We start from the raw sequence: 26,102 nt of genomic DNA, 5'->3' as shown, positions 1-26,102 counted from the left end.
AAAAGGTCTATCTTTTAAAGCTCTGTAAACGACCAAACCCTAACATGGAGGTGTTTTATTGTCACGTAAAATATCGCCTGCAAGGTAAAGGGAGCCACTAATAAGAACAATAGCTTTTTTATGCTCAGAATTAATTTTACGTAAAGACTCTTGGATATGAGCTTGTGGGGTAGCAAAGAGTCCTACTTTTCTAGCTGATTTAGCTAAATCTGTCGGGTAAAGGGCCGCATTGTTATTCATCAATGGGATTGTATAGACTTCATCTACGAGATTTGCGAGAGGGCGAAAGTAACCTACAGCATCTTTAGTATTAAGCATACCGACGATCATAATAATAGGGCGGTTTGATTTTTTTTTCCATCTGGCTAGTTCTGCCGCAACAACTTTTCCAGCAGCGGGGTTATGTCCACCATCTAGCCATAAATCGATATCAGGAGACATTTGATCAACTAAATATCCCTGAGTAAGATGTTGCATACGGGCTGGCCAATAAATATTTTGCAAAGCATAACTTATAGTTTGTTCTGAAAGCTGAAAACCTGCATGATGCACTGCTTGAAGAGAGGCTCCAGCATTAGCAATTTGGTGTGCTCCAATAAGATTAGGAAGTGGAAGATCCATGAGACCATGATTGTTTTGGAAGACCATACGACCATGTTCTGTATAGCTTTGATAATCTTGATCAAATAGATAATAAGGTGCTTTATTTTTATCAGCTAAAGTTGTTAAAACAGAAAGAGCTTCATCATAATTTTGTTTACCGATGACTACAGGAACTTTTTGTTTAATAATTCCCCCTTTTTGAAAAGCGATTTGTGCAATTGTGTTTCCAAGAAAGGTTTCATGATCGTAGTCAATGGGCATAATAAGCGATACAGCTGGTTTACGAATGACATTTGTAGCATCAAAACGTCCTCCTAGTCCCACTTCTAAGATGATTACATCAGCCGGATGGGTGCTGAAGAGCATAAAAGCAGTAGCTGTGAAAATTTCAAAAATAGTGATGGGTTCTTGATGATTTACTTTTATAACTTGATGTAGTGTTTCGGCTAGTTTGCTTTCTGGAACAAGTTGTCCGCCTCCTATTTGACCTATTCGACAGCGCTCATTCCAGTTGACCAAGTGAGGAGAGCTATATACATGAACGCGGTAACCAGCAGTTTCTAAAAGGGCGCGACAGATTGCGGAAGCAGATCCTTTTCCGTTTGTTCCGGCAATGTGAATGATAGGTGCAAGCTTTAAATGCGGATTACCAAGACGCTCTAAAAGGCGAAAAATACGCTTTAGAGAAAGATCAAATTTTTTAGGATAGTTTTTCAGTAAATCATCTATCATTCCTTGTACTTGGCTGGTTTGCATAATCTAAGCTGCTTCTATTTTAGAAAGCGATGTTTGAGAATTTGTTGAGGATGAATCGGAAGAAGGAACAGTTGGAGGGCATTTCATCATCAAGCGTAAAAGGCGTGCGATAGTCGCTTTCATTTCTAAACGTGATATGACCATATCAATCATGCCATGTTCGAGTAAATATTCACTACTTTGAAAACCTTCTGGTAAAGTTTCGCGGATGGTTTGTTGAATTACACGTGGCCCCGCAAAACCAATCATAGCGCCGGGTTCAGCAATGTGTATATCGCCAAGCATGGCGTAAGATGCAGTAACGCCACCGGTTGTTGGATTGGTAAGAACCACGATATATGGAAGTTTTGCTTCTTTCATCATTTCAATTGCTACGGTTGTACGAGGCATTTGCATCAAAGAAAGTGTTCCTTCTTGCATACGTGCTCCACCGGAAGCGGAAAAAAGAACCAAAGGACATTTGTTTTCAATTGCGGTATGAAAAGCTTTAATGATAGCTTCTCCTGAAGCCATGCCAAGAGATCCACCCATAAAGGCAAAATCTTGAACGATTGCAACAATTGATAATCCTTCAATAGTGCCTTGTGCACTTAAAATATTATCATCAACACCAAGTTTGGAACGATAATCTTTTAATCGGTCAATATAGCGTTTTTCATCACGAAATTTTAAAGGGTCTGTTACAACTTTTGGATTTTCAATAAGAGTATAAATACCATCGTCAAAAAAATGCATGAGACGATTTTTAGCACTTATGCGCATGTGGTAACCAGAAGTAGGAATCACATATTGATTCATTTCTAGGTCTTTATGGAAGACCATTTCACCACTGGTGGGATCTTTTATCCATAGATTTTCTGGAATTTCACGGCGCCCTAATATGGAGTTAATTTTAGGGCGAACATAATTTGTAATCCAGTTCATCTTTGTGTCTCTCTTCTTAAATGTTATGTATTTTTGCGCAATGTGAGGAAATATAAGACTGTATTATAGGATTCGCTTTTCTGGTAAAATAAGCGATTTTAATATCTTATATTGTCTGTTCTTTTGCTTTTATATTAATATTTATAGCTTGTGCTGGATGGCAAACTCCTCATTTTCTTCTGACGAAAAATCAACATTTCGTCAATTACTAATGCCAACAGTACAAACTTGAAACAAAAGCTTCATAACTGTAAAATTAAATAAGGCATAAAACTTCATAAAAATAATGGATGCGATGGGGATTATGTTAGCGAAAGGCTAGCATCAGAGCAAGATTTTTTTCTTGAAAAATCTTAATGAGAGGAATGAAAATGGTTTTTTCAAGGAATAAACTTGTCTTTTGCTTCCATGATATCCAAGCGTTGTGTTATCTTTAAAGGAATGCATACCATTATTTAGGTATGATATATTTGGTAGCATTTTGAGAGAGCATTTTGTGTAAATGTGTCATAAAGGCGGCTGCGAAAAGTGGTGTTGCTAAATTAAGAATAGGAATGGAAACAAAAAGTGCTATCAGTAAACCTGCAAAAAAAACTGTTGCGTAATGTGTGTGTAAAAAAGCACGAGCATCTTGTTCAGATCGAAAGCGATAAGCAGCAAACATAAAATATTCACGACCAAGCAAGTAACCATTAATAGTATAAAAAGCAATCAAATTGACACCTGGAATGAGAAATAAAATAAAAGCGATTCCATTTCCAAGAAGACTTAAGGTAACAAATTTTAAAGAGAGAATGAGAGAGCGCCCAAATGGCATAGCTTGTCCAATAGGATCGTTAGGATAATCTTCTTTTTCAATAATTTCAGCAGCAGAATCAACAAAAAAACCTCCAATCATAGCTGTGATTGGAGCAATGAAAAAAGCCATAAGTAACGCCAAGCCAAAATTTAAAACAATAAGTGCACTTACCCCAAACCATCCGGCCCAACTTGGTAATCCTGGAAGAAAATCGGCAATCCAAGGCCAAAAATAGGAGATAAATATTTGACGTGCGCATAGCCATAGGATGGTAAGTACAACAAAAGTAATACCTAATGATTTCAATATCATAATACGATATTGTGGAGTCAGAAGACGTTGCAGAGCGCGAGAAGCGGCAGTAAAAAACATAGAAGAGTAAATAAGATAAAGAGAGACAAAAAACAAGAGACTGCTTAAAAAAACACTTTATGCGCGTATGAATAGATGTGCTTATTTTGTAGAGACTATCTTTTATGAGCTATTGAAGTCCATAGAATAAAAAATCGACAGTCAATAAAAACAGAGAAAATTTTCTTGTTTTTATAGGATTACATTATTCATGAAGAATAATAAACTATTGCACTACTCATTTATGCACTTGTTTTAGAAAGACATCTCACTTTACACTAAAACCTATCGCACGATGTTCTTATGAATACTAAATGTAAAATCTATTGGCATCATTGTTTTATACTTATGAAGTAGCACAATGGCACCATAATTTATTATCAACTCTTAATGTTGTGGCTGCTTTTGCATGGAGACAGTTGGTAAAAGATATATTAAATCTTTTCTCAAACGATTTTTTAATTCATATCTTTTTTAAAATACAAGCAAATTTTTTCATTTAGAATGGGATGCTTTTCGTTTATTTTAATGTGTAACAGAGGAAGAGCAGAAAAATGACACAATAATATTTGCGAGTTTTTGTGCGACTTGTTGTTTACTCATATGTGGCCATTGTTCAATGCTTCCTTTACTAACGAGATAGATTTGATTTGTATCAGCGCCCATAACGCTTGTACCATCATCATGAAGAGAAATATCATTAGCAAGAATGAAGTTAGCGCCTTTTTCGGCGCATTTTTTTTGCGCATTAGTAATGATATCACACGTTTCAGCAGCAAAACCAATCACTAATGGAGGGCGATTTTGAGCATGACCGATTGTTGCTAAAATGTCAGGATTTTCAACCATATGCAAAGAGGGCGGTGTTTTATTTGCGCTCTTTTTGATCTTGTGTAAAGATTGCGTTTGGCTACGCCAGTCACAAACGGCAGCAGCGAAAATAGCACCATCAGCAGGTAATGCTTCTTGAACAGCTTGTAACATCTGACATGCTGTTTCAACATGAATGGTTTTTACTTCTTGTGGATCAGAAAGATCAACAGGACCGCAAATCAGTGTTACTTTGGCGCCAAAATGTGCAAGAGCTGTTGCAATGGCATGGCCTTGTTTGCCTGACGAGCGATTTGCAAGATAACGTACAGGATCAATTGGTTCATGGGTAGGACCAGAAGTTACAATGAAATGGCGTCCAGAAAGTGGTTTTTCCTGAACTTCCAAAAGAGCTTCTGCTGATGCTACAATGGTTAAAGGTTCACTCATGCGTCCACAACCTGTTTCATCACGTTCAGCCATTTTTCCAATTTCTGGCCCTACGATATGAACGCCATCTGCACGCAATTGTGCAACATTACGAACAGTTGCCGGATGTGTCCACATGGCGGGATTCATGGCCGGTGCAATTAAGATTGGACAGCGTGCTGCTAAAAGCACACAATCAGCTAAATCATCTCCTATGCCATTGGCTATTTTTGCAATACGATTGGCAGTGGCGGGCGCTAAAATAATAAGGTCAGCATCACGTGCTAGCCGAATATGACCGATGTCGTGTTCTTCTTCACGCGAAAATAAATCGCTATACACAGTACCACCACTGAGAGCTTCTGCAGCTAAGGGAGTAATAAATTTTTGCGCTGCTTGTGTCATGATAATATGTAAACGTGCTCCACGTTCTTGTAGGCGACGAATCAGATCAAGCGCTTTATAAGATGCAATACTTCCACCAATAATTAGAAGGAGCGATTTTGATAGCAATGATTGCGTTTCGATGCTGCTTGCTTGAGAGGTGTGTATAGCCGGAATAGTGGGGTTGCTTAAAAGACGACGAGCTTCCTCTTCCATAGAAACACCATTTTGCGCAGCGCGTATACGTAAAGCTTCTTTAGCTTTAGAAGAAAGGTTGCGAATGGTAATGCTAGCCATAAAATATATCCAAGAAATGAAGTGATTGTAATGATTTCATTATTGGTATTCTTTAGCATATTAAACAGATTAGAAAAGATGAAAAAATAAAAAAATGAAACAAATGCAACAAAGAGCGATGATAAAAAGGCTATAACGACCATAACGGTTGGTGCGACTTTGCTCAGCAGCAAGTTGTTTGAGGGTGGAGGGAGAAAGATGGAATCCTGTTTTGATCATTTGATTGAGGTTTTCTTCCATATTTTGGAAGTTTTGTATCAATTGCGGTGTTTTACGCGCCAATGAAAGGAGTGCTTGTGCTCCTTCACTAAAATCTTTTGCCAACCCTACTGGTCCTAAATTTTTGCCAATCCATTCTTTAACAACAGGTTCAGATGCTTTCCACATATTAAAATCTGGATCCAATGTGCGGGCAACACCTTCCACGACAACCATAGTTTTTTGTAATAATAAAAGTTCAGGTCGTGTTTGCATATCAAATAATTCGGTAACTTCAAACAACAGTGTGAGCAACTTAGCCATGGAAATGCTCTGCGCTGATTGTCCATGAATTGGTTCGCCGATAGCGCGATTTGCTTGAGCAAAGCTTTCAATATTGTGATGTGAAGGTACATATCCTGCTTCAAAATGTGCATATGCTACCCTATGGTAATCGCGCGTAATAAAGCCATATAGTATTTCAGCAAGAAAATGCTTTTCTTTTTTGCCAAGTCGCCCAGTAATGCCTAAATCAACAGCAACAATACATCCTTTTGAATCTACAAATAAATTACCAGGATGCATATCGGCATGAAAGAAACCATCGCGCAATGTATGACGAAGAAAAGATTGAATAAGTGTTGTTGCAAGCGCTTTCAAGTCAAAACCAGCTTCTTTAAGTGCAGAAATTTCGGATATTCTTATACCATCGATCCACTCCATTGTTAAAACATTACGTCCTGTTCGCTCCCAATTAATTTGGGGGACTCGAAAACCTTTATCATGTTGAATATTTTCAGCCATTTCTGATATGGCAGCCGCTTCTAGCCGTAAATCCATTTCAAGGCGTGTGGTTTGTGCTAAGGTATCAACAACACAAACAGGACGAAGGCGTCGAGAGGCAGGCACATAACGTTCTTGTAAATGGGCGATGAGATAAAAGCTTCTAAGATCTTTAGTAAAACGTGCTCTGATATTAGGACGGATCACTTTAACGGCACATTTTTTTATACAACCAGCTTCATCATAGTATTCAGCTGGATGAACTTGAGCAATAGAAGCCGCAGCAATAGGAGGATAAAAGTTTGTAAATAAATCATGAATAGGCTGACCAAGCGAACCTTCAATTTGCGTGATGGCAGCAGTACAGGAGAATGTTTGGACGCGATCTTGTAGTAGTGATAAGTCTTTTGCAATATCACGTCCGACAATATCGGGTCTAGTAGCAAGAAATTGACCAAGTTTTATGTAGGAGGGACCGAGTTTGTTGATGGCATAAGAAATATTTTCAGATCGTTGTTTTTTTTTCGTTTTGCGGCGCGCTAATACACTTGCTATTCGGTGCACAAATGCTGGAAATCCTTGAAGATCATCGCTAGGAAGAGCGCTCAAAACGCCTTCACGTGCTAAGACCCATCCAGCACGCATTAATTGAAAGTAAGTGGAAATTTGCCCCATTCTTAAATCTTCCAGCCTGAATGTAGCGCTGCTATTGCGCCTGTGAGATTACGGTAGGATATCCGTGAAAAACCAGCATGACTAATCATAGAGGCAAAATCATCTTGTTTAGGAAATTTGCGTATAGATTCGACTAAATAACGATAAGCATCGCCATCATTTGCAATGAGTTGACCAAGTTTTGGGATAGCATGAAAGGACCAAAGATCATAAATTTTATCAAGCAGAGGCACATCGACATTTGAAAATTCTAAACATAAGAAGCGCCCACCAGGTTTTAAAACACGAAAAGCCTCTGTAAGAGCTCGATCAATATGAGGTACATTGCGGATTCCAAAGGCAATAGTATAGGCATCAAAACTTTGATTTTCAAAAGGAAGATGCTCTGCATTTGCCTCAACAAAATCAATGAGAGGAGCGAGTCCATTTTTTTGTGCACGTTTTTTGCCAACACTAAGCATTGAACCATTAATATCGAGGACTGTAGCACGGGCTTGTTGGCGTGAAGCATTAAGGATACGAAAGGCGATATCACCAGTACCACCAGCTACATCGAGAACTTTCCAGCTGGAAAGAGCTGGTGGAGAGAGCCATGCAACCATAGAGTTTTTCCAAACACGATGTAGCCCAAACGATAAGATATCATTCATTTTGTCATAGTTTTCAGCGACAGAGTGGAACACATCATCAACCATGGATTGTTTTTGCGTTTCATCTACACTTGTAAAGCCAAAAGAGCGCTCCATTCCACCTTTGACTCCTACACGTTCTGTTTCAGCTGCCATACGCATGACCCTTCCTTATTTTTCTTTTATCGTAAATGAAATATGGAGAGAATATTCAAATACGAAAAAGCGATGTATAAAACAGTAACGTTTATACAATTAGGAACAAAAGAGTACCTTTAGATATCAAGATTGGCAACACTCAAGGCATTATCTTGAATAAAAGCTCTTCGAGGCTCGACCTCATCACCCATTAAACGAGAAAAGAGAGAATCTGCATCGGTTGCATCATTGATCTTAACTTGTAAAAGAGTACGCGCATCAGGATTGAGGGTTGTTTCCCAGAGCTGTTCAGCGTTCATTTCTCCAAGTCCTTTATAACGTTGAAGAGTTATACCTTTTTTACCATTCGTAAAAATACTTTCTAATAAACATATAGGTCCAAAAATAGGCTCTGTTTTATCTTTGCGATGTAAGCGAGGGGTAGGGCTATATATTTCTATAAGATTTCTGGAAACACGATCAATTTGACGTGCATCAGCTGAATTTATAAGTCCTGCATCTAGGGTAATAACATCTTTAACCCCACGCAAAATGCGTTCAAAACATAAATTTCCATCTGATGTGTACTGACCACTCCAACCACGCTCTATATCATCTGCGATCAAATCAAGACGATGTGCTACGTTGTCTGCAGTTATTTGCGCTTTTTCCGGTGTTGTAAAGGATTCAAGATTAAAAGCTCCTACGATTGCTGCTTGTTCAACAATATTGCGATTATAGCGGGTATGAAGACCATTTAGAAGTTGGCGTAATACACGTGCGTCTTCTACAAGTTGGCGCAAATCAGCACCAGTACGGATTTCTCCTGTTGAGAGTTCTAAAGCAGTTTCTTCTAGTCCAGAATCAATCAAAAATTCTTCAAATGCTGCTTCATTTTTAATATACTGAAAAGATTTTCCACGTGTTACTTTATAGAGGGGAGGTTGAGCAATATAAAGGTGTCCACGCTCAATGAGTTCGGGCATTTGTCTAAAGAAGAAAGTAAGTAGCAAGGTGCGAATATGTGCACCATCAACATCAGCATCGGTCATAATGATGATTTTATGATAGCGTAATTTATCCGGTGAAAATTCATCTTTACCAATAGACGTTCCAAGAGCTGTGATAAGTGTTCCAATCATATCAGAGGAAAGCATGCGGTCAAAGCGTGCCCGTTCAACATTGAGAATTTTACCACGTAGAGGTAAAATTGCTTGATTTTGACGTGAACGCCCACTTTTTGCTGAACCACCAGCCGAATCTCCCTCAACGATAAAGATTTCAGATTTTACAGGATCACGTTCTTGGCAATCAGAAAGTTTTCCTGGTAAAGAGGTGATATCAAGAGCTCCTTTTCGTCGTGTGAGCTCGCGCGCTTTGCGTGCTGCTTCCCGTGCTGCTGCAGCTTCTACGACCTTACTTGTAAGGATTTTTGCTTCATTAGGATGTTCTTCTAGCCACACTGAGAGTCCTTCATTCACCAAATTTTCTACAATAGGGCGCACTTCAGAAGACACTAATTTATCTTTTGTTTGTGAAGAAAATTTGGGATCTGGGACTTTGACAGAAAGAATAGCTGTGAGTCCTTCACGGCAATCATCACCGGTTAGGTTAACTTTTTCCTTTTTTGCAATCCCTGAAGATTCGGCATAACCATTAATTTGGCGTGTAAGAGCGCTACGGAAACCTACCAAATGGGTTCCACCATCACGTTGAGGAATATTATTCGTAAAACATAAGACCTTTTCATGGTAGGAATCATTCCACCAGAGAGCAACTTCGACGCTCATCCCATCTTTTTCATTTGTGATGTAAATAGGATCATCAAGCAATGCTTTTTTCGATTGATCAATGTATTTAACAAATTCAATTAATCCACCTTCATAATGTAGTTTAATTGATCGAATATCGGCATGGCGTTGATCAACAAGGAGAATATGTACACCAGAATTTAAAAAAGCGAGTTCTCGCAAACGGCGTTCCAAAGTTTCAAAATCAAATTTGACCATAGTAAAGGTTTCAGAGCTTGGCAAAAATCTGATTTCTGTTCCGCTTTCCGCATCGCAATCACCGACAATTTTTAGTGGACAATCAGCAACTCCATGCGTAAATGACATTTCATGGATTTTGCCATTGCGCCTAATACGTAGTTGTAACCAAACAGACAATGCGTTAACAACAGAGACACCAACACCATGTAAACCACCTGAAACTTTATAGGAATTTTGGTCAAACTTCCCACCAGCATGAAGTTGAGTCATAATAACTTCGGCTGCTGAAATACCTTCTGTTGGGTGAATATCGGTTGGAATTCCGCGTCCATTATCACGAACAGAACAAGAGCCATCAGAATGGAGTGTGACATTTACAAGTGTAGCATGACCAGCTAAAGCTTCATCAATAGCATTATCTACGACTTCGTAGACCATATGGTGCAAGCCTGATCCATCATCAGTATCTCCAATATACATACCAGGACGTTTGCGTACAGCATCAAGACCTTTGAGTACTTTTATGGAAGCAGCATCATAGTCATCATTATGTGCTGGTGAGGTTATTTCATCACTCATAAGTTAATCCATTTCTGTATTCAATTTACAACATTCCAGCGGCTTTTTCTAAGCTTAATATTCTAACCAGTTATTTATGGAATAACCATATTAAACATTTACCGTATATCAGATCTATATTCAACATCTGTCATTGGAACAGAGAGAATGATTTTTGTCCATGATAATTCAAGAAAAAAATACACAAAATATTTATACTAAAAAGATTGTTTTTTCCAAAATGCAAATGACTTTTGAATGCGCTTTTTGAGGATATTTTTTGTTGAAATTTTATATCACTATTTGAAATAGTATATAGGAAATTAATGCTTATAAAAATGGGTGAGCATTTTAATTTATGAAAGTGCCAGACATTTCAATAAAACGCGTTAGATATTAATGATTATTGAAGAGAGTTACTTTTAATTTTGAAAAATGGGGGCAAGAATTTTGAGAATAAAGAAACTTATAAATTTATTCAATGTTTTTATTGGCGTTTCAGTTATAGCATGGAGTTTTCTTTCTTCATCCTTCGCAAATGCTGAAAAAGCTGGAAGACTACCTTCTTTTTTTGATTCACACCAACGTTTAGAAAAACCTGACACAACAGGTATAATTCGTTTACGTTTCGTAACAACTTTTGATTTTCCTCCTTTTAACTTTCTTGACAAAACAGGGCATCTTGCAGGCTATAATATCGATTTATTGCGTGCTATTTGCGCAAAATTAAGCCTTGAGAAACTCTGTGAGGTGGAAGTTGTTCCTTGGGAAGAGCTTATAGATCATGTTAGAAATGGTAATGCAGAAGTGATTATAGCTGGTTTAAAAGAAACAGTTGAAACACATCGATACCTTGATTTTACGCGAACTTATTTGCGTTTTCCTGCACGGTTTGTTGCTTCTCGATTTATGAATCTCGACGAACCTATAAGTGATAAACTTGTACATTTAAATAGTGGATTTTTGTTAAAGAGTGCCCACGAAAAGTTATTTCATAGTTATTTTCCTGAAGCTAAATGGCAAGGATTTAAGAAGAGGGCGGAGCTCTATAAAGCATTACAGGAGCATAAAATTGATCTTATTTTCGATGATGGATTTGCCTTATCTCTATGGTTAAACGATTTAAGGTCTGATGATTGTTGCCATTTTGTTGGAGGAACGTACATAGCTCCACAGTTATTGGGAGAGGGTATGCAGCTTGCCGTTGCAAAAAAGAATGCAATATTGGTTAGTATGCTCAATTATGCTTTGAAGTCTTTAGAAGATGATGGAAAACTTGTGGAGCTTTATTTGCGTTATTTTCCAGTTAGTTTTTATTAACGCTTTTCTTTTTTAGTTAAGAACTGTTAATCTTTCATTGCCTAGACGATAGGAAATAGCTTCCGCAATATGATGGCGTGAAAGTTGGTTTGCTTCATCGAGATCAGCAATGGTGCGTGCAACTTTAAGAATACGATGATAAGCGCGTGCAGAAAGGTGCATTTTTTCACTCACATTTTGTAACAATGTGGCCGCATTTTTATCAGGAATAGCAATTTGTTCTATAATTTTAGCAGGGCAGTCGCCGTTGGTGCGAATATGATCTAACCCCAGTGCCATAAAACGTTTACTTTGAATGGCACGACACCGTGCAACGCGTTTTGCGACATCACAGCTTTTTTCTGATTGTTCTGGTTGCATAAGATCCATAGCTGTTAAAGCAGGGACATCAATCCGTAAATCAATTCGATCGAGCAGAGGACCAGAGATACGCGACTGATAGTCAATTTGACAGCGTATTCCTTTCGCACAGACATGACCTTTTTCACCTGCCATACCACATCGACAAGGATTCATTGCAGCAATGAGTTGGATACGGGCTGGATAGCTGATATGGTGATTAGCACGGGCGATAACACATTCTCCACTTTCTAAAGGTTGTCGAAGAGAATCAAGAACCTGCGGGGAAAATTCAGGCAATTCGTCAAGAAATAAAACGCCATTATGTGCTAGTGAAACTTCTCCTGGACGTCCTTTGAGTCCACCACCAATCATTGCTGCCATGGAAGCAGAATGATGTGGGGCACGAAAAGGGCAGTGGAGAGAAAGGGTATTATGCACTGTTTCTCCCGTAATAGAAGCAATCAGAGATACATCTAAAAGTTCACGACTATCAAGCGGCGGCAAAATGGAAGGTAAACGCTGGGCTAACATAGATTTACCTGCGCCAGGAGGTCCTACAAATAAAAGATTATGCCGTCCTGCTGCGCAAATTTCTAATGCACGTTTGGCTATTTTTTGCCCTTTTATTTCGCAAAGATCTGGAAGTTCAGTTTGGATTGTATATTGGCGTGGTTGTGGACGTTTTTGAATTTGAGTTCCTTTAAAGTGATTAACCAGAGTGAGAAGAGTTTCTGGTGCGAGAATGTTCATCTCTGCATTTACCCATGCTGCTTCAGGTCCACATTGATAAGGACAAATGAGTCCTTTATTGCATGATAAAGCAGTCATTGCAGCTGGTAGAACACCATTAACGGCTGTAATAGACCCATCCAGTGATAATTCGCCTAAAATGATATAGTCTTGAGCAACTTCTGGAGGGAGAATTCCCATAACAAGCATTAAACCTACGGCAATTGGCAAATCATAATGCGATCCTTCTTTTGGTAAATCAGCTGGCGCAAGATTAATGGTAACACGTTTATTAGGCATAGAAAGTCCACAAGCATGAAGAGCTGCTTGTATGCGTTCACGGCTTTCTGCGATTGCTTTATCAGCCAGTCCAACAATAGCCATTGCTATTTTACCAGAGGAAATCATAACCTGTACATCGACAGGTACTGCTTCTAGACCGCGAAAAGCAACAGTCGTAACACGCGCGATCATCAAACTCTCCCCCTTTTTTGACTGTAAGGAAACAATCATATTTACACATAAAAATCAAGCAGTGTTTGTATGGCTTTTTGAAGAATCAGATCTATATACGTAAGCATGCTTTGCCATACAATCATGGATGATTATTTGCACAAATTTAACCATAATGGTATGCAACGCAGTAAAAAATTGATAATGAGCAAAATAAATATGCTAGGAAAAACAAAGAGTGAAGTTATTTGTATTGCAAAAGTGTTCTGGATTTTGTGAATATATGGGAAAAGGATTATCATTTTATATTAAAAATGTGATCAAACATGTACAATATCTAGAATAAGCATATTTCTCTTTTTTGCTCTATATTATTTATAGTAAAAGAATACTAAAGGTATCTGATTTAGATGATATATCAGACAGGGAAATTATTAAAATCAGACACCGTGCGCTGTGTATTTATAAGCTTGTGCTTTATTTTTGTTTTTTCTCAACCGCTTGCAGCATTTGAGCTTTTCGGTATTCATTTGTTTGGTCAAAAAAAGGCAACTTCTTTTGATGGAAATAGTACGGAAAAGTTTTATAAAATTGTAGTTGTTGCACCACAGGGAGCTCCTTCAGAAGGAGTTAAAATAGTTAAAGCTGTATCTTCTCTAGTTGCTGATAAAAATAAAGCATCATTGAGTTCTTCTGGTTTGTTGGCTAAGGCCCGTGGAGATTATCGCGCAATTCTTTCTGCTCTTTATGCTGATGGGCGCTACGGTGGTGTTATTAGCATTCGGATTAATGGTTTAGAAGCGGCAGATTTGAGTCCTGTGGCGCAACTTCCAGAACAATCTAATATTATTATTACGATTGATGCTGGTCCCCAATATGTTTTTAATATTGCAGATATCGATAAAGTTTCCCCATTCATAGAATCAAGAGACAATAGAATACCTACAATTGAAGAGTTAGGCTATAAAGTTGGGGGTATTGCTAAATCTGAAATCATTCTTAAAGCAGAAAGATGGGCGATTGAGGGATGGCGTCGTCAAGGTTATGCTAAAGCTAAAATTATGAATCGTGAAATTATTGCTGACCATGCAGCACGTCTTATTGATGCACGAATCATGGTTGATCCAGGACGAGAAGCTTATTACGGTTCTTTAAGCGTGCAGAATGTCAGTAAGCGGCCACGTATAGATTCAGCCTATATTGCATGGATGACAGGATTAAAGTCAGGTCAAAAATACGATTCTGATGCATTGGTTAAAGCAAGTGAGCGACTTGCACGGCTTGATGTTTTTCGTGCGGTGAATATACGTGAGGCTGAGTCAATTAACCCTGATGGTACTTTACCGCTCACACTTGTTTTAGAAGAACGTAAGCCACGACGTTTTGGTGTTGGTGGTGGTTATTCAACGTTAGATGGTGCAGGTTTCGAAACATATTGGATACATAATAATCTTTTTGGCCATGCAGAACGCCTTAAAATTGAGATGAAAATAAATGGTGTTGGTAGCAATAAGGAAAACTCCTATAACTTTAAGAACTTTGATTATCTTTTTGGAGGTACATTTATAAAACCTGGTATACTAACTCCTGATACGGATCTTAGAACTGAACTGAAAGTGCAGCAAGATGTCCTAGACAATTACACAACAAGAGCCATCAGTGGAAAGTTAGGTATGACACATATCTTCAATAACAATCTATCAGGGCAGGTTGCTATAGAGGTTTCTAATAGTTCTTCAAAAGATATTTATTTTGGGAAGCGTAATTTCACGACAGTTGGATTTCCAAGTAATTTAACTTACGATAGTCGTGATAACAAATTTAATGCAACAAAAGGTTTATATGGTGAAGTGATTTTTGAACCTTTTTATGAAATGCGTTTTAGCAATTTTGTGACAAAGATGACCATGGAAGGTCGTTCTTATTGGGTATTGGATGAAAAGGATCGTTTTGTTTTTGCCGCACGGGCAAAGCTTGGAACAATTGTTGGAAGTAATACAGCCGAAGTACCTTCGGATACGCTCTTTTTTTCTGGTGGCGGTGGATCTGTTCGCGGTTATGCTTATCGTAATATTGGTATAAAAACGGAAAATAATGCTGTTGTTGGTGGGCGTGCGCTTATTGAGGGATCAGCAGAATTGCGTTTTTCTTTAAATGATAAGATGGGGCTTGTTGGTTTTATTGATGGAGGTCTCATCGGGGAGAAAGCAGTTGTTGATTTTGCGCAAAAAATCAAATGGGGAGCTGGTATTGGAGGTCGCTATATGACGGGATTTGGTCCTTTGCGCATTGATTTAGCTTTTCCTTTTTGGCGAGAGAAAGGTGATCCTCGTGTTGGTTTTTATGTGGGTATAGGACAAGCATTCTAATGAAAAAAAGAGTACGTTTGTGGATTTTGTTATTTGGGCTTTTTTTTCTTTTACTAAGCATTCTTGTTTTTGCGCTGCTAGACATTTCATCTTTCAGAAAAGTAACAGAGGATAGTCATTCATGGGCTATATCTTTGATTGAACGTAAACTTTCAACACCTAATAACAAAGTTCGTTTGTATAATGTCAAGGGAATGCTGTCTTCTCAGACGACGATTGGCACTGTTACTGTTAGTGATAAGAAAGGGGTTTGGCTTAAAATCGCCAATGCTAAAATGGATTGGAACCGCCTAGCATTGCTTAAAGGGCGGATGGAAGTTAATGAGCTTTTGGTGGAACAGATTACGTTTTTACGAAAACCGTACGGATCTTCTTCTACTTTTTCCAGTGAAATGAAGCTGTTTTCTTTACCAAAATTGCCTATAGATGTTTCTATCAATATGCTTACAGCTCAGCGTGTGGCATTTGAGAAGGATTTTTTTGGTCTTTTTTCTAATATATCCTTAGAAGGACATTTAATTTTAGCCAATGATCACTTTGATGCTAAAATCATAGCGCACCGTTTAGATGCACCAGGTTCCTTTTCTTTTTTCACAAAAATATCCAATAGCGACCGTACAGCGAAAATTGATATTTCTACTTATGAGCCGCAGGACGGTATTCTGGCTCATGTCTTTAACATTGAGAAGCATCCTGCATTAAGTTTTTCCATAAAAGGCGATGGTTCTTTTGATGATTTGGTAGTTAAGCTTTCTTTAGAGGCTGATCATCATCTTATTTTAGATGGTAATATTAAGCTTGCAAGTATTTCAGAAGGCTATAGTCTTTCTAGTGAGCTTGTGGGCTCACTTGGATTTTTGATTTCTCCTCAGTATCGTAGTTTTTTTGAATCTGATGTCACGCTGAAAGCAGAAGCGAGAATGACAAAAGAAGGTGCAGTACATCTTGACCATATGGTCATTCAAGGAAAAACAATCAATGTTGTTGCTAATGCTGAAATAATGGCTGATGGATTTTTACGGAGGCTTTTTGTTGATGGTGCAGTGTCTCTTGAAAAGAAAAATGAATTTACTCATTTATCGGTGCTAGAGGATTTAACGCGTGCGGAGAATGTTGCTTTAACCATTGACTATGGTCGCGAAGGGCAATCCTCTTGGAAAGGGCGGTTTGCTGTACATAATTTGAGCAATAAAAATGTACATATTCGTGATGTGATTTTTGATATGGGGGGGGTGAGTGAAAATCTTGATGATGTTGCTTCTCGTCACGTTGGTATTCAGGTTAATGGAACGCTACAGGGAATTACAAAGATTAAGGAGGCATTGACAGAAGATTTAAAACAAACCGTTTATGTACATCTAGATACTGATATTGTTGCTAGAAAACCGATTATGATTCATAATTTTAGTATTATGGCTCAAGATTTTTCTGCTTGGTTAAAAGGAAAAGTAGACCGTTTTATTTTTAAAGGTGATCTCGGTTTAAAAGCACAAGCATTAACACTTTTGGATCTGTTCAGCGAACAGTCATTTTCTGGTAGTGCAGATATTAAAGCCAAAGGAACTGTTGGTTTAATGAATGGTGTTTTTGATCTTCAATTATCAGGAATAGCAGATAACCTGAAGGTAGGTGTTCAATCGTTTGATCGTTTATTCAAAGGAAATCTTACATTTTCAGGTGGGGCTGCTTGGAACAAGACAGATTTAGTTTTGCGTCGTTTTGATTTGAAAAATCAATATGTAAACATACGAGCAAATGGTTATTTTTCAAGTGAAAATGCAAAGATGGATCTGTATGCTCAAATATCTGATCTTGCCAAATTACATCCGAATATGGGTGGTACGATCACAGTCTGGGGTAGTGCTAAAGGGAAAGATAATCTTATAAAACTTAACGCACATACTCATGTTGCTAGAGCACTTTTAATGGGGAAAAATCTCCAGAATACAACATTCACTCTTAAGGCAATTATGGACAATACATCGCCCGTTACTTTGTTAACGGGTTCTGTAAAAGGTGAAGGAGTTTTTGCTAATAAACCATTGTATGTATCTGCTTCTTTCAAAGATTCTAAACAAATTCGACAACTTCAGAATATTAATATAAGGGGAGGGGATGCAAAGATAACAGGAACTCTTTCTCAAACTCTTGAAGGTTTTGTAAAAGGGGCTTTACATATTGATGCTGATGATATTTCAGTGCTTTCTGCTTTGTTGTTGCAAGAAGGTAGTGGAAAAGTAAAAGGGCATGTTATTTTTGACGGGCAAAATGGCAAGCAGAAAGCCAGTCTGAAGGCACATATTGATCATTTGAATTTTGCCAAGAATAAAATTAATAAATTGGCGGTAGAGACTGACATATTTGATCTTTTTGGCTTGTTACAATTTGAAGGTTTTATCAATGCAGAGAATATTCAAACACCTTTTATAGTGATCAATCAGTTAAATGCTCACGCCAGTCACAATAATGGCAAGACGGGTTTTACTGTTAAAGCGATGTTGCATAATGATACCAATGCACAACTTTCCGGTTGTGTAATGGCGGTAAATTTTCCGGAAGGTATAAAACAGGAAATACAGATTAAAAGCATAGATGTGAAACGTTCCAATTTTCACGCGACATTGCCTAAATCGGCTATGATTGTTTTTAATAAAAACGGAATAGAAGTAAAGGAATTAGGGCTTTCTGTCGATGGAGGCCAGATTATGCTTTCAGGTAGTATTCAGGATAGTCTTAATCTAGGTCTTACGATGAATGCATTTCCTGTTGCTTTGGCTAATTTATGGAAATCCGATCTTGGTGCTGTTGGCACTCTAACAGGACAGATCATGATTGATGGTCATTATAAAAATCCAAATGTGTACTATGATATAAAGGGAGAAGGACTGACTACGACTGCTCTTCAAGATAAAAAAATAACGCCTTTTGTGTTTTCTGCTACAGGTAAAACGGTAGACAAAATCCTTACTGTGAATGCAAATTTAACGGGAGAGGGGATGCAAGCACAAACAAAAGGTTCTGTATTTTTAGATACAAATAATCTTGATCTCCATGTCGATTTACAAGAGTTATCTGCGCGGTTGGTTAATGGTTTTATTGAAGGTCAAGCGCTTGGAGGAACAGTAATAGGTAAAATAGATATTGGTGGGTCAATAAAGGATCCATCTGCTTATTTTGAGCTTTCTAGTACAAGTTTGACTGTCGCAACGTATGATGGGCTTATGCCAATAAATGTGAGTGCGCGTGGTTCTTATAAAAAAGCGACATTGCATATTGAGCATATGGTAGCAACGGGAGATAAAGGATTAGATTTTTCCATAAATGGTCCTATTTCTCTAAATGATTTAGAGGCTGGATTAAATATTAAAGGGATAATGCCCCTTGTTTTTATTGATCTATTATTAGCAAAACATGGTGCGCATATAACGGGAACAGCAAAAATTGATACAGTTTTAAATGGTAAACTATCTAAGCCACAACTGGATGGAAAATTTTCTATAGTTGATGGTAGTTTCATTGATTCACAAACAAATTTAGGGTTGAACAATATAAAAATTGAAGGCAAATTTAATGGCAGTCATATTCTTATAGAGAAAGCTTCTGCTGTTTCGTCTGAAGGGGGGAATCTTTCTGCTTCTGGTCATATCACAAATGATCTACAAACGGATTTAGTTATTCATCTTGATCGCGCTAATTATAATGATGGCTCTATGATTTTAGCAACTTTATCAGGCACGATGAAAATGACGGGTGATTTTGTAAATAATCTTGTTGTTGGTGGGGAAGTTACAGTTGAAAAAGCTGAAATTATAGTTCCTGATCATTTTCAAAATGTAAAGTTGCTTGGTATTAAAAATAAAAATTTAACCAAACCGATTCAAAAAACGCTAGAGCGTGCTGATATTAAAAACTATAGCCATAACCGTGATGTCACTAAAAAATCTTCTTCTGTTGTACAGTTAGATATGCGGATTACTGCTCTCAATCAGTTTTTTGTACGTGGGAAAGGTTTGGATACTGAGTTGGGAGGGCGTATTAATCTGACAGGTCCATTGAACGATGTGCATCCAGTGGGTGAATTTCAGATGATTCGTGGACGTTTTGATATTCTTTCACAACGTCTTAGTTTTAATCAAGGACAAGCGAGTTTTAGTGGGAATCTTAATCCTACTGTTTATTTTGTGACTACCAGTAATAGTGGTGATATTAATGTTACTGTCACTGTAAGTGGAACTATTGATAATCTTGGTGTTAATTTTTCTTCACAACCTAATTTACCACAGGATGAGATTTTAGCGCGTTTAATTTTTAAGCGTTCTCTTAGTGAACTATCAGCATTTCAGATTGCTCAGCTTGCGACGGTAGCAGCGGATCTTGTTGGTAATACTAATATATCTTTATTGAATGCTTTACGAACTAAAATTGGACTTGATGATCTTGATGTTATCACTGATGAAAAAGGAAATACAGGTTTACGCCTTGGGCGTTATATACATAATAATATTTATTTAGGCCTTGAAGCGGGAGCGAATGGATTAACAAAGGGAACAATTAATTTGGACATTTCGCGTAATCTCAAAGCAAAAGGCGCCATAGGAAATGAAAAAAATTCTAGTATTGGTCTCTTTTATGAAAAAGATTATTAAAGATTGACGTTTTTAAATTCCACTTTATTAGAATATTTTTGTTTCGAATTGTATATTATGAAGTTTTTTGTAAAAGCTATTTTCCTTTGCCAGCAATTCTTTTGGAGAGCCTTGTTCAATAAGCTGTCCATTTTGTACGACAACAATTTTATGGGCACGAGCAATTGTTGATAGGCGATGGGCAATGATGATTGTTGTGCGTCCTTTTGTGAGTTGATGAAGTGCTTCGTTAATTTGTGCTTCAGTGTGTGAGTCTAGCGCACTTGTTGCTTCATCAAGAATGAGAATTTCGCTATCATGAAGCATTGCTCTGGCGATGGCAAGTCGTTGTTTTTGTCCTCCGGAAAGATTACCACCATTATCGCCTATTTGTGTATCATAACCATTTGGGAGATTCATAATAAAGTCATGCGCATTGGCTGCTTTTGCTGCTTTGATAATGTCGTCATCTCTAGCATTTTCTTTTCCAAGTCCGATATTATATTTAACAGTTCCTTGAAAGAGAAAAGTATTCTGCCCTACGTATGCCATAAGTTTTCGAAGGGAGCGAAATGTGCTGTAGCGAATGTCTTGATCATTAATTAATATGCGTCCCTGTGTTGGATCATAAAGGCGCATGATAAGGTTGATAAGGGTTGATTTTCCTGAACCTGAAGGTCCTACAAATGCTGTCATTTTTCTGGGTTCTATTTCAAGATTGATGTCTTTCAACACCATTTGATTATCTGTATATGCAAAGGAGACATTTTCAAAACGAATAGTCCCTTGTGTTTTTTTCAGATCTTTAGCGTTTTCATGTTCTATAATTGTAAGAGGATAGTCGAGTATTTCAAACATCGTACGTATATTAACCAAGCCAGATTCAATTTTGACACGTACATTTGCAAGTCTTCTTATAGGATCGTTAGCGAGAATCAAAGCAACAATAAAAGCCATTAATTCACCTTGAATACCTGTTCGGTGATTTGCGAGATATCCCGAAAAACAGAGAATACCGGCAATTGCGATACCAGCAAGTGTTTCCGTAATTGGATTGGTAATGGCTTCAAGCTTTGCAATATTATTTGCTTGTTTTTCAGCATCACAAATAGCTTTATTCATGCGTGTTTTCATTAATTCTTCTAATGAAAAAGTTTTGATGACTCGGATACCAACAGTACTTTCCTGTACAATTTTGATTATTTCACTGAGTGAGAAAAGTTCTTTTCTTACGAGTTTGCGAACATGTCTTAAAGCCATTCGAACGCCTAAAAAAATTAGTGGTCCTGCTATTAAGGTAAAGGTGATTAACGCAAAATTTTGAATAAACATAACAAGCAACAAGCCAATAACGGAAAGCAAATCACGCACAAAAGTTGTGATAATGGTATCAATGATATTACGAACTGCTGCGGCGTTGTGGGTTATGCGAACAAGAAGATCAGATGAAGTATTATTTTGGTAAAAGGAGACTCCTTGTTCCATAAAACGCGTATAAATTTTTCGTTGTTGTTCAGCAATGATGCTGTTTCCTGCTTTGCTTAGAAAATAAGTTTGAGCAAAAGTTGCAATGCCTTTGAGAATAAAAATGAAAGCAATGATGCTAGAAGCTAAAATAATCATAGCAAAGTTTTGTGCATCAGTAATATAATTGATAACATCACGCATCATCCAAGCACTTGCTGCAGTTGTACAGGCAATAATAATCATTGAAAAAATAGCTGCACCGTACCAATATACGTGTTTATGAAAATTTTCCCGTAAAAGACGGATAATGATATATTTATCAAAAGAGGAAATTTGTTTTTTAATCATGTAGTGCTTTTACATTTTATCGTTTGCTTTATGCAAGATTGAAGCACTCTCTTAAAGATGTTTAGTCTTTTTTATAAAAAGCATTCTTTTACGATGAGATGCACACTAATCATCAACTTTAAAAAGCACCACAATGTTTTCCTGCGGTGTTTTAAATTATATTTTTGTGTTTAGCTCTTAACTTAGAGTAGATTACACACTCTAAGTTATTTTCTCGCAAACTATTTGGGAGCTATCACCATCATCATCTGACGTCCTTCAAGTTTTGGTTCAGATTCAATTTTGGCGATTTCGCTTGTATCCTCCTTAACCCGCTGAAGGAGCCTTAATCCTAGATCTTGGTGCGCCATTTCACGACCACGAAAACGCAAAGTAATTTTCACTTTATCACCGTTATCAATGAAGCGATGGACAGCTTTAAGTTTGACGCCGTAATCATGGACATCAACATTTGGCCGCATTTTGATTTCTTTGATTTCTATGACTTTTTGCTTTTTACGCGTTTCAGCTGCTTTCTTTTGGGTTTGATATTTCAATTTACCCAAATCAATGATTTTACAGACAGGTGGATCTGCGTTTGGTACAATTTCAACCAAATCAAGCCCAACATCTTCAGCCATAGCAAGCGCTTCTTGTATCGTAACAATCCCCTGATGTTGTCCTTCATCGTTGATAAGCTGAACACAGGGGACTCGAATATCTTGATTTGAACGTGGCCCATCCTTCTGGGTAGGCGTCATTTTAAACGGTCTACGAATGGTTTATGCTCCTTAATTCTGATTCATCTATGGCGTATTAATATACAATTATCTACAGAAAAACAACTAGAATTCCAGCCTTTTTATTATTTGATTTATGGATTTTCGGCATGTATTTTTTATTATAGAGAAAATGTTTTATGGAGGAAAAGAACTGTGAATCAAAATATTTCTTGCCAATTTTTTTCGTTTGAAGATACTGCTCTTGCAGTACGTTATCGCAAAGGCAGTCATTCTCCAGGTTTAGTTTGGCTTCATGGCTATCTATCCGATATGTCAGGGGATAAGGCTATGTTGGTTGATAGTTTTGCTCAGAAGAATGATTTGTCCTGCTTACGTTTTGATTATTCTGGGCATGGAGAATCAGGCGGTGATTTTTTTCAAGGAACGATTTCACGCTGGGTTAAAGAAAGTTTAGCGGTTTTTGAAACTTATTGTGAAGGGCCGCAAATTTTGATTGGTACCTCTATGGGGGGATGGATTGCTCTGAAGCTTGCTATGATACTAGCACAAAGAAATAAGAAGCTTGCTGGTATGATCTTGATTGCGCCGGCTCCTGATTTTACACAAACATTGATAGAATCAGGGTTGGGTCGAAAGGGGTGGAAAATTTTAGAAGAGACAGAGCATATTGAACGATCTGAGATTAGTTATACGGAGCCGGTTCCCTTTACAAAAGTATTTATTGAAGACGGCAGAGACAACTGCGTCATGAGGGGATGCATAGATGTTGGATGTCCAGTCCATATTCTACAAGGGATGGAAGATGTGGAGATACCTTATCAGCATACTATGACCTTACTTAATCATTTGCCTTTGAATGATGTGACATTGACACTCGTTCGTGATGCAGATCATCGCTTTTCGCGTCCGCAAGATTTGGATTGCCTCGAAACGGTATTGAGGTCATTAATTGACCGGATTAATGCGGGAGAAGGGTCGAATTCATTGATGATGAAGATATAATGTATGACCATTTATGAACAGCATTTTATTTTCTCTGATTGCGTTGTGCCTTTACAGGTACGTGAACATAAGCGTGCACGTCGTCTCACATTACGTATTGATGCAAGCAGACAGCGAATTTGCGTAATCACACCACCAGCGATAAGTCTTTGTTCAGTTCAGGCTTTTATTGAAAAGCACCGATTTTGGATTGAAGCGCGTCTTACTCGAGTGTGCGTTTCTTATGAACATTCTTATCTCAAAGAGGGCGCAACGATTCCTTTATTGGGTGTTGCACATACCATAAGACACAGAGCAGGGCGTGGGGTGACGGAAATCATCGCAGGGGATGCGGGACAAGAATCTCAAATTGTCGTTTATGGACAATTAGAATATTTGCCAAGGCGTATTGCTGATGTTTTAAAAAAACAGGCTGCGCTTACTATAACGCCATTGGTTACATATTATGCACATAAAGTAGAGCGTAAAGTGAAGTCAGTTTGTTATAAAGATACTAAAAGCCGTTGGGGATCTTGTTCAATAGATAGGCGGCTCTCTTTTTCTTGGCGTCTTGTTATGGCACCAAAAGAAATTGTTGAGTATGTTGTTGCGCATGAGGTTGCCCATCTCATTGAAATGAATCATGGACCAAAATTTTGGACTCTTTGTGAAAAACTTTGTCCAGAAAGTAAAACATATCGCGCTTGGTTGAAGGAAAATGGTCATATGCTGCAAGCTATCAATTTTCATTCATATCGGTTGGATGAGTCTGGAAATATGAAAAAATCTTGAAGAGAACACCATTTGATGGAACTTTTTGTTGAGTACTTCATTATGCATATGCTTCGTCTATATGGCGGAGGGGTCATTGAAGCCTCAGCACGATTGTCTTCCCCTGCTTGGTTTGCTGAGTGTCTTCAATGTTTTTTCTTTATCTTTTTTGTAATTCAGCTTAATAATTTCTGATAACTCTTAGTTTAGATTGGAAGAGCGCTTATGCCTATCCTTACAGATCCTATTCAGCTATCACAAGCGCTTATCCGTTGTCCTTCTGTGACGCCCCATGAAGCAGGAGCCTTATCAACTTTGGAACAATTTCTAAAAAAGATGGGGTTTAATGTTGAACGCCCCGTTTTTAAGGATAAAAATACAGCGGATGTTGAAAATCTTTATGCCAAGATAGGGAGAGAAGGACTGCATCTTATGTTTGCTGGTCATACGGATGTTGTGCCACCAGGTGTATTGGAAAACTGGACGTATCCTCCTTTTGAAGGTGTAATAAATCAGGGAAAATTATACGGACGAGGTGCTGTTGATATGAAAGGCGGGATTGCTTGTTTTGTTGCAGCATTGGCTCGCGTTCTTAAAAAACATCCCATTAAAGGAATGGTAAGCCTTCTGATTACCGGTGATGAAGAAGGTCCTGCGATCAATGGTACGGTCAAGCTTCTTAAATGGGCAGAACAAAAAGGTGAGAAATGGACCGCAGCTCTTGTAGGAGAGCCAACGAGTGTAAAAACTGTTGGTGATGTGATTAAAATCGGTCGTCGAGGATCAATTTCTGGTATCATTACGGTTAAAGGTTGCCAAGGTCATGTTGCTTTTCCTGAGCGGGCAGCTAATCCATTGCCTTTAGCAAATAAGCTTATTCAAGCATTGACTGAAACTGCTTTGGATCAAGGGACAAAAGATTTTCAACCAAGTAATTTGGAATTAACAACTATTGATACAGGTAATTCCGCAGTAAATATTATTCCTGCGCAGACAACAATCTGTTTCAATATACGCTATAATGATCTTTGGACAAAAGAAACGCTTGTGATGGAAATTGAAAAGCGACTTGCTTCAGTAGAATCAAACAATAACAGCAATCAATTACTCCACTATCAGCTTGAATGGATTCCAAGTTTAGGGAGTGTTTTTGTGACTAAAAATAATAAGCTCATTAAAACTTTGTCCAATGCTATTGAAAGTGTGACAGGAAATATACCAGAATGCTCAACTTCAGGGGGTACTTCAGATGCGCGATTTATTAAAGATTATTGTCCTGTGATTGAGTTGGGTTTACCGGGGCAAACTATGCATAAAGTTGATGAATGTGTGACTCTTGATGCAATGGAAAGTCTCACTTCTATTTATGAGCGTTTTATTATTGATTTTTTTGCATTGAAAAATGAAAGCTTTTAATATCATGGCGCATTAAAGCTATAGAGGGGCTTTAACAGTTTACTTATAATAATATCTATTATGATAGGTTTGTTGAGATAAGTAAGGTGGCTCAAGCTTTTAGTGTTTTATTGACATTCTATGCTGTTGGGAGAAAGAAGATGCAATTATTTCTGACCATATAGCCAGGGGGCATTGCCATTATGATCTCTTTAAGCTGAGATTTGAGCTGTTTCGTTTCTGAGAACGATTCAA

The 26,102-nt window shown here is 37.9% G+C and carries 16 protein-coding genes; 6 read left to right on the top strand and 10 right to left on the bottom strand.

Annotation, left to right across the window (positions count from 1 at the left end):
* Nucleotides 1-39 precede the first annotated feature (39 nt).
* The 7 genes from MCS_RS05110 to gyrB all read right to left on the bottom strand — a co-directional run bounded on the left by MCS_RS05110 (nt 40) and on the right by gyrB (nt 10,346).
* Nucleotides 40-1,359 carry a bifunctional folylpolyglutamate synthase/dihydrofolate synthase gene (locus MCS_RS05110; protein WP_004856190.1) on the bottom strand — a complete coding sequence of 440 codons (1,320 nt, stop codon included), beginning with the start codon at nt 1,357-1,359 and terminating at the stop codon, nt 40-42.
* Between the two features lie 3 nt (nt 1,360-1,362).
* Nucleotides 1,363-2,283, bottom strand: coding sequence for an acetyl-CoA carboxylase, carboxyltransferase subunit beta (gene accD / locus MCS_RS05105; RefSeq protein ID WP_004856189.1), 921 nt, complete (start codon nt 2,281-2,283; stop codon nt 1,363-1,365).
* Between the two features lie 451 nt (nt 2,284-2,734).
* A complete protein-coding gene (locus MCS_RS05100) occupies nt 2,735-3,454 on the bottom strand; it encodes a sulfate transporter family protein (protein WP_004856188.1) in 720 nt (239 codons plus the stop codon).
* A 504-nt stretch (nt 3,455-3,958) separates the two neighbouring features.
* The gene (gene coaBC / locus MCS_RS05095) at nt 3,959-5,353 is read right to left on the bottom strand and encodes a bifunctional phosphopantothenoylcysteine decarboxylase/phosphopantothenate--cysteine ligase CoaBC (RefSeq protein WP_004856187.1); all 1,395 of its coding nucleotides are present in this window, start codon (nt 5,351-5,353) and stop codon (nt 3,959-3,961) included.
* A 69-nt stretch (nt 5,354-5,422) separates the two neighbouring features.
* Entirely contained in the window at nt 5,423-7,009 is a 1,587-nt protein-coding gene (ubiB, locus tag MCS_RS05090) for a 2-polyprenylphenol 6-hydroxylase (RefSeq protein WP_004856186.1), read from the bottom strand.
* 2 nt (nt 7,010-7,011) lie between these two features.
* Complete coding sequence (ubiE, locus tag MCS_RS05085; protein ID WP_024864144.1) at nt 7,012-7,794, bottom strand: bifunctional demethylmenaquinone methyltransferase/2-methoxy-6-polyprenyl-1,4-benzoquinol methylase UbiE; 783 nt, start codon at nt 7,792-7,794, stop codon at nt 7,012-7,014.
* 119 nt (nt 7,795-7,913) lie between these two features.
* The gene (gene gyrB, locus MCS_RS05080; RefSeq protein ID WP_004856184.1) at nt 7,914-10,346 is read right to left on the bottom strand and encodes a DNA topoisomerase (ATP-hydrolyzing) subunit B; all 2,433 of its coding nucleotides are present in this window, start codon (nt 10,344-10,346) and stop codon (nt 7,914-7,916) included.
* A gap of 429 nt (nt 10,347-10,775) precedes the next feature.
* Between gyrB and MCS_RS05075 the strand changes: the two genes are divergently transcribed.
* On the top strand, nt 10,776-11,645 hold the full coding sequence (locus MCS_RS05075; protein ID WP_024864143.1) for an ABC transporter substrate-binding protein: 870 nt from the start codon (nt 10,776-10,778) through the stop codon (nt 11,643-11,645).
* A gap of 12 nt (nt 11,646-11,657) precedes the next feature.
* On the opposite strand, the gene MCS_RS05070 is transcribed toward MCS_RS05075, so the two are convergent.
* Nucleotides 11,658-13,190, bottom strand: coding sequence for a YifB family Mg chelatase-like AAA ATPase (locus MCS_RS05070; protein ID WP_004856182.1), 1,533 nt, complete (start codon nt 13,188-13,190; stop codon nt 11,658-11,660).
* Nucleotides 13,191-13,579: 389 nt separating this feature from the next.
* Between MCS_RS05070 and MCS_RS05065 the strand changes: the two genes are divergently transcribed.
* The gene (locus tag MCS_RS05065) at nt 13,580-15,538 is read left to right on the top strand and encodes an autotransporter assembly complex protein TamA (RefSeq protein ID WP_004856181.1); all 1,959 of its coding nucleotides are present in this window, start codon (nt 13,580-13,582) and stop codon (nt 15,536-15,538) included.
* Nucleotides 15,538-20,184 carry a translocation/assembly module TamB domain-containing protein gene (locus MCS_RS05060; protein WP_004856180.1) on the top strand — a complete coding sequence of 1,549 codons (4,647 nt, stop codon included), beginning with the start codon at nt 15,538-15,540 and terminating at the stop codon, nt 20,182-20,184. The genes MCS_RS05065 and MCS_RS05060 overlap by 1 nt, the downstream gene beginning before the upstream one ends.
* 27 nt (nt 20,185-20,211) lie before the next feature.
* Here MCS_RS05060 and MCS_RS05055 read toward each other — a convergent pair whose 3' ends face one another.
* A complete protein-coding gene (locus MCS_RS05055) occupies nt 20,212-21,978 on the bottom strand; it encodes an ABC transporter ATP-binding protein (protein WP_004856179.1) in 1,767 nt (588 codons plus the stop codon).
* Nucleotides 21,979-22,199: 221 nt separating this feature from the next.
* Nucleotides 22,200-22,718, bottom strand: coding sequence for a translation initiation factor IF-3 (infC, locus tag MCS_RS05050; RefSeq protein ID WP_004856178.1), 519 nt, complete (start codon nt 22,716-22,718; stop codon nt 22,200-22,202).
* 174 nt (nt 22,719-22,892) lie between these two features.
* Here infC and MCS_RS05045 point away from each other — a divergent pair, with 174 nt between their 5' ends.
* The 3 genes from MCS_RS05045 to dapE all read left to right on the top strand — a co-directional run bounded on the left by MCS_RS05045 (nt 22,893) and on the right by dapE (nt 25,868).
* Complete coding sequence (locus MCS_RS05045; RefSeq protein ID WP_004856177.1) at nt 22,893-23,702, top strand: alpha/beta hydrolase; 810 nt, start codon at nt 22,893-22,895, stop codon at nt 23,700-23,702.
* 3 nt (nt 23,703-23,705) lie between these two features.
* Entirely contained in the window at nt 23,706-24,473 is a 768-nt protein-coding gene (locus MCS_RS05040) for a M48 family metallopeptidase (RefSeq protein WP_004856176.1), read from the top strand.
* A gap of 204 nt (nt 24,474-24,677) precedes the next feature.
* The gene (gene dapE / locus MCS_RS05035; RefSeq protein WP_004856174.1) at nt 24,678-25,868 is read left to right on the top strand and encodes a succinyl-diaminopimelate desuccinylase; all 1,191 of its coding nucleotides are present in this window, start codon (nt 24,678-24,680) and stop codon (nt 25,866-25,868) included.
* Nucleotides 25,869-26,102 lie beyond the last annotated feature (234 nt).

Source organism: Bartonella doshiae NCTC 12862 = ATCC 700133, from assembly GCF_000278155.1.
In the GTDB taxonomy this organism is placed as follows: domain Bacteria; phylum Pseudomonadota; class Alphaproteobacteria; order Rhizobiales; family Rhizobiaceae; genus Bartonella; species Bartonella doshiae.
Note: the sequence above shows the minus strand (reverse complement) of the source record. Positions and strands in the feature narration are given on the sequence as shown.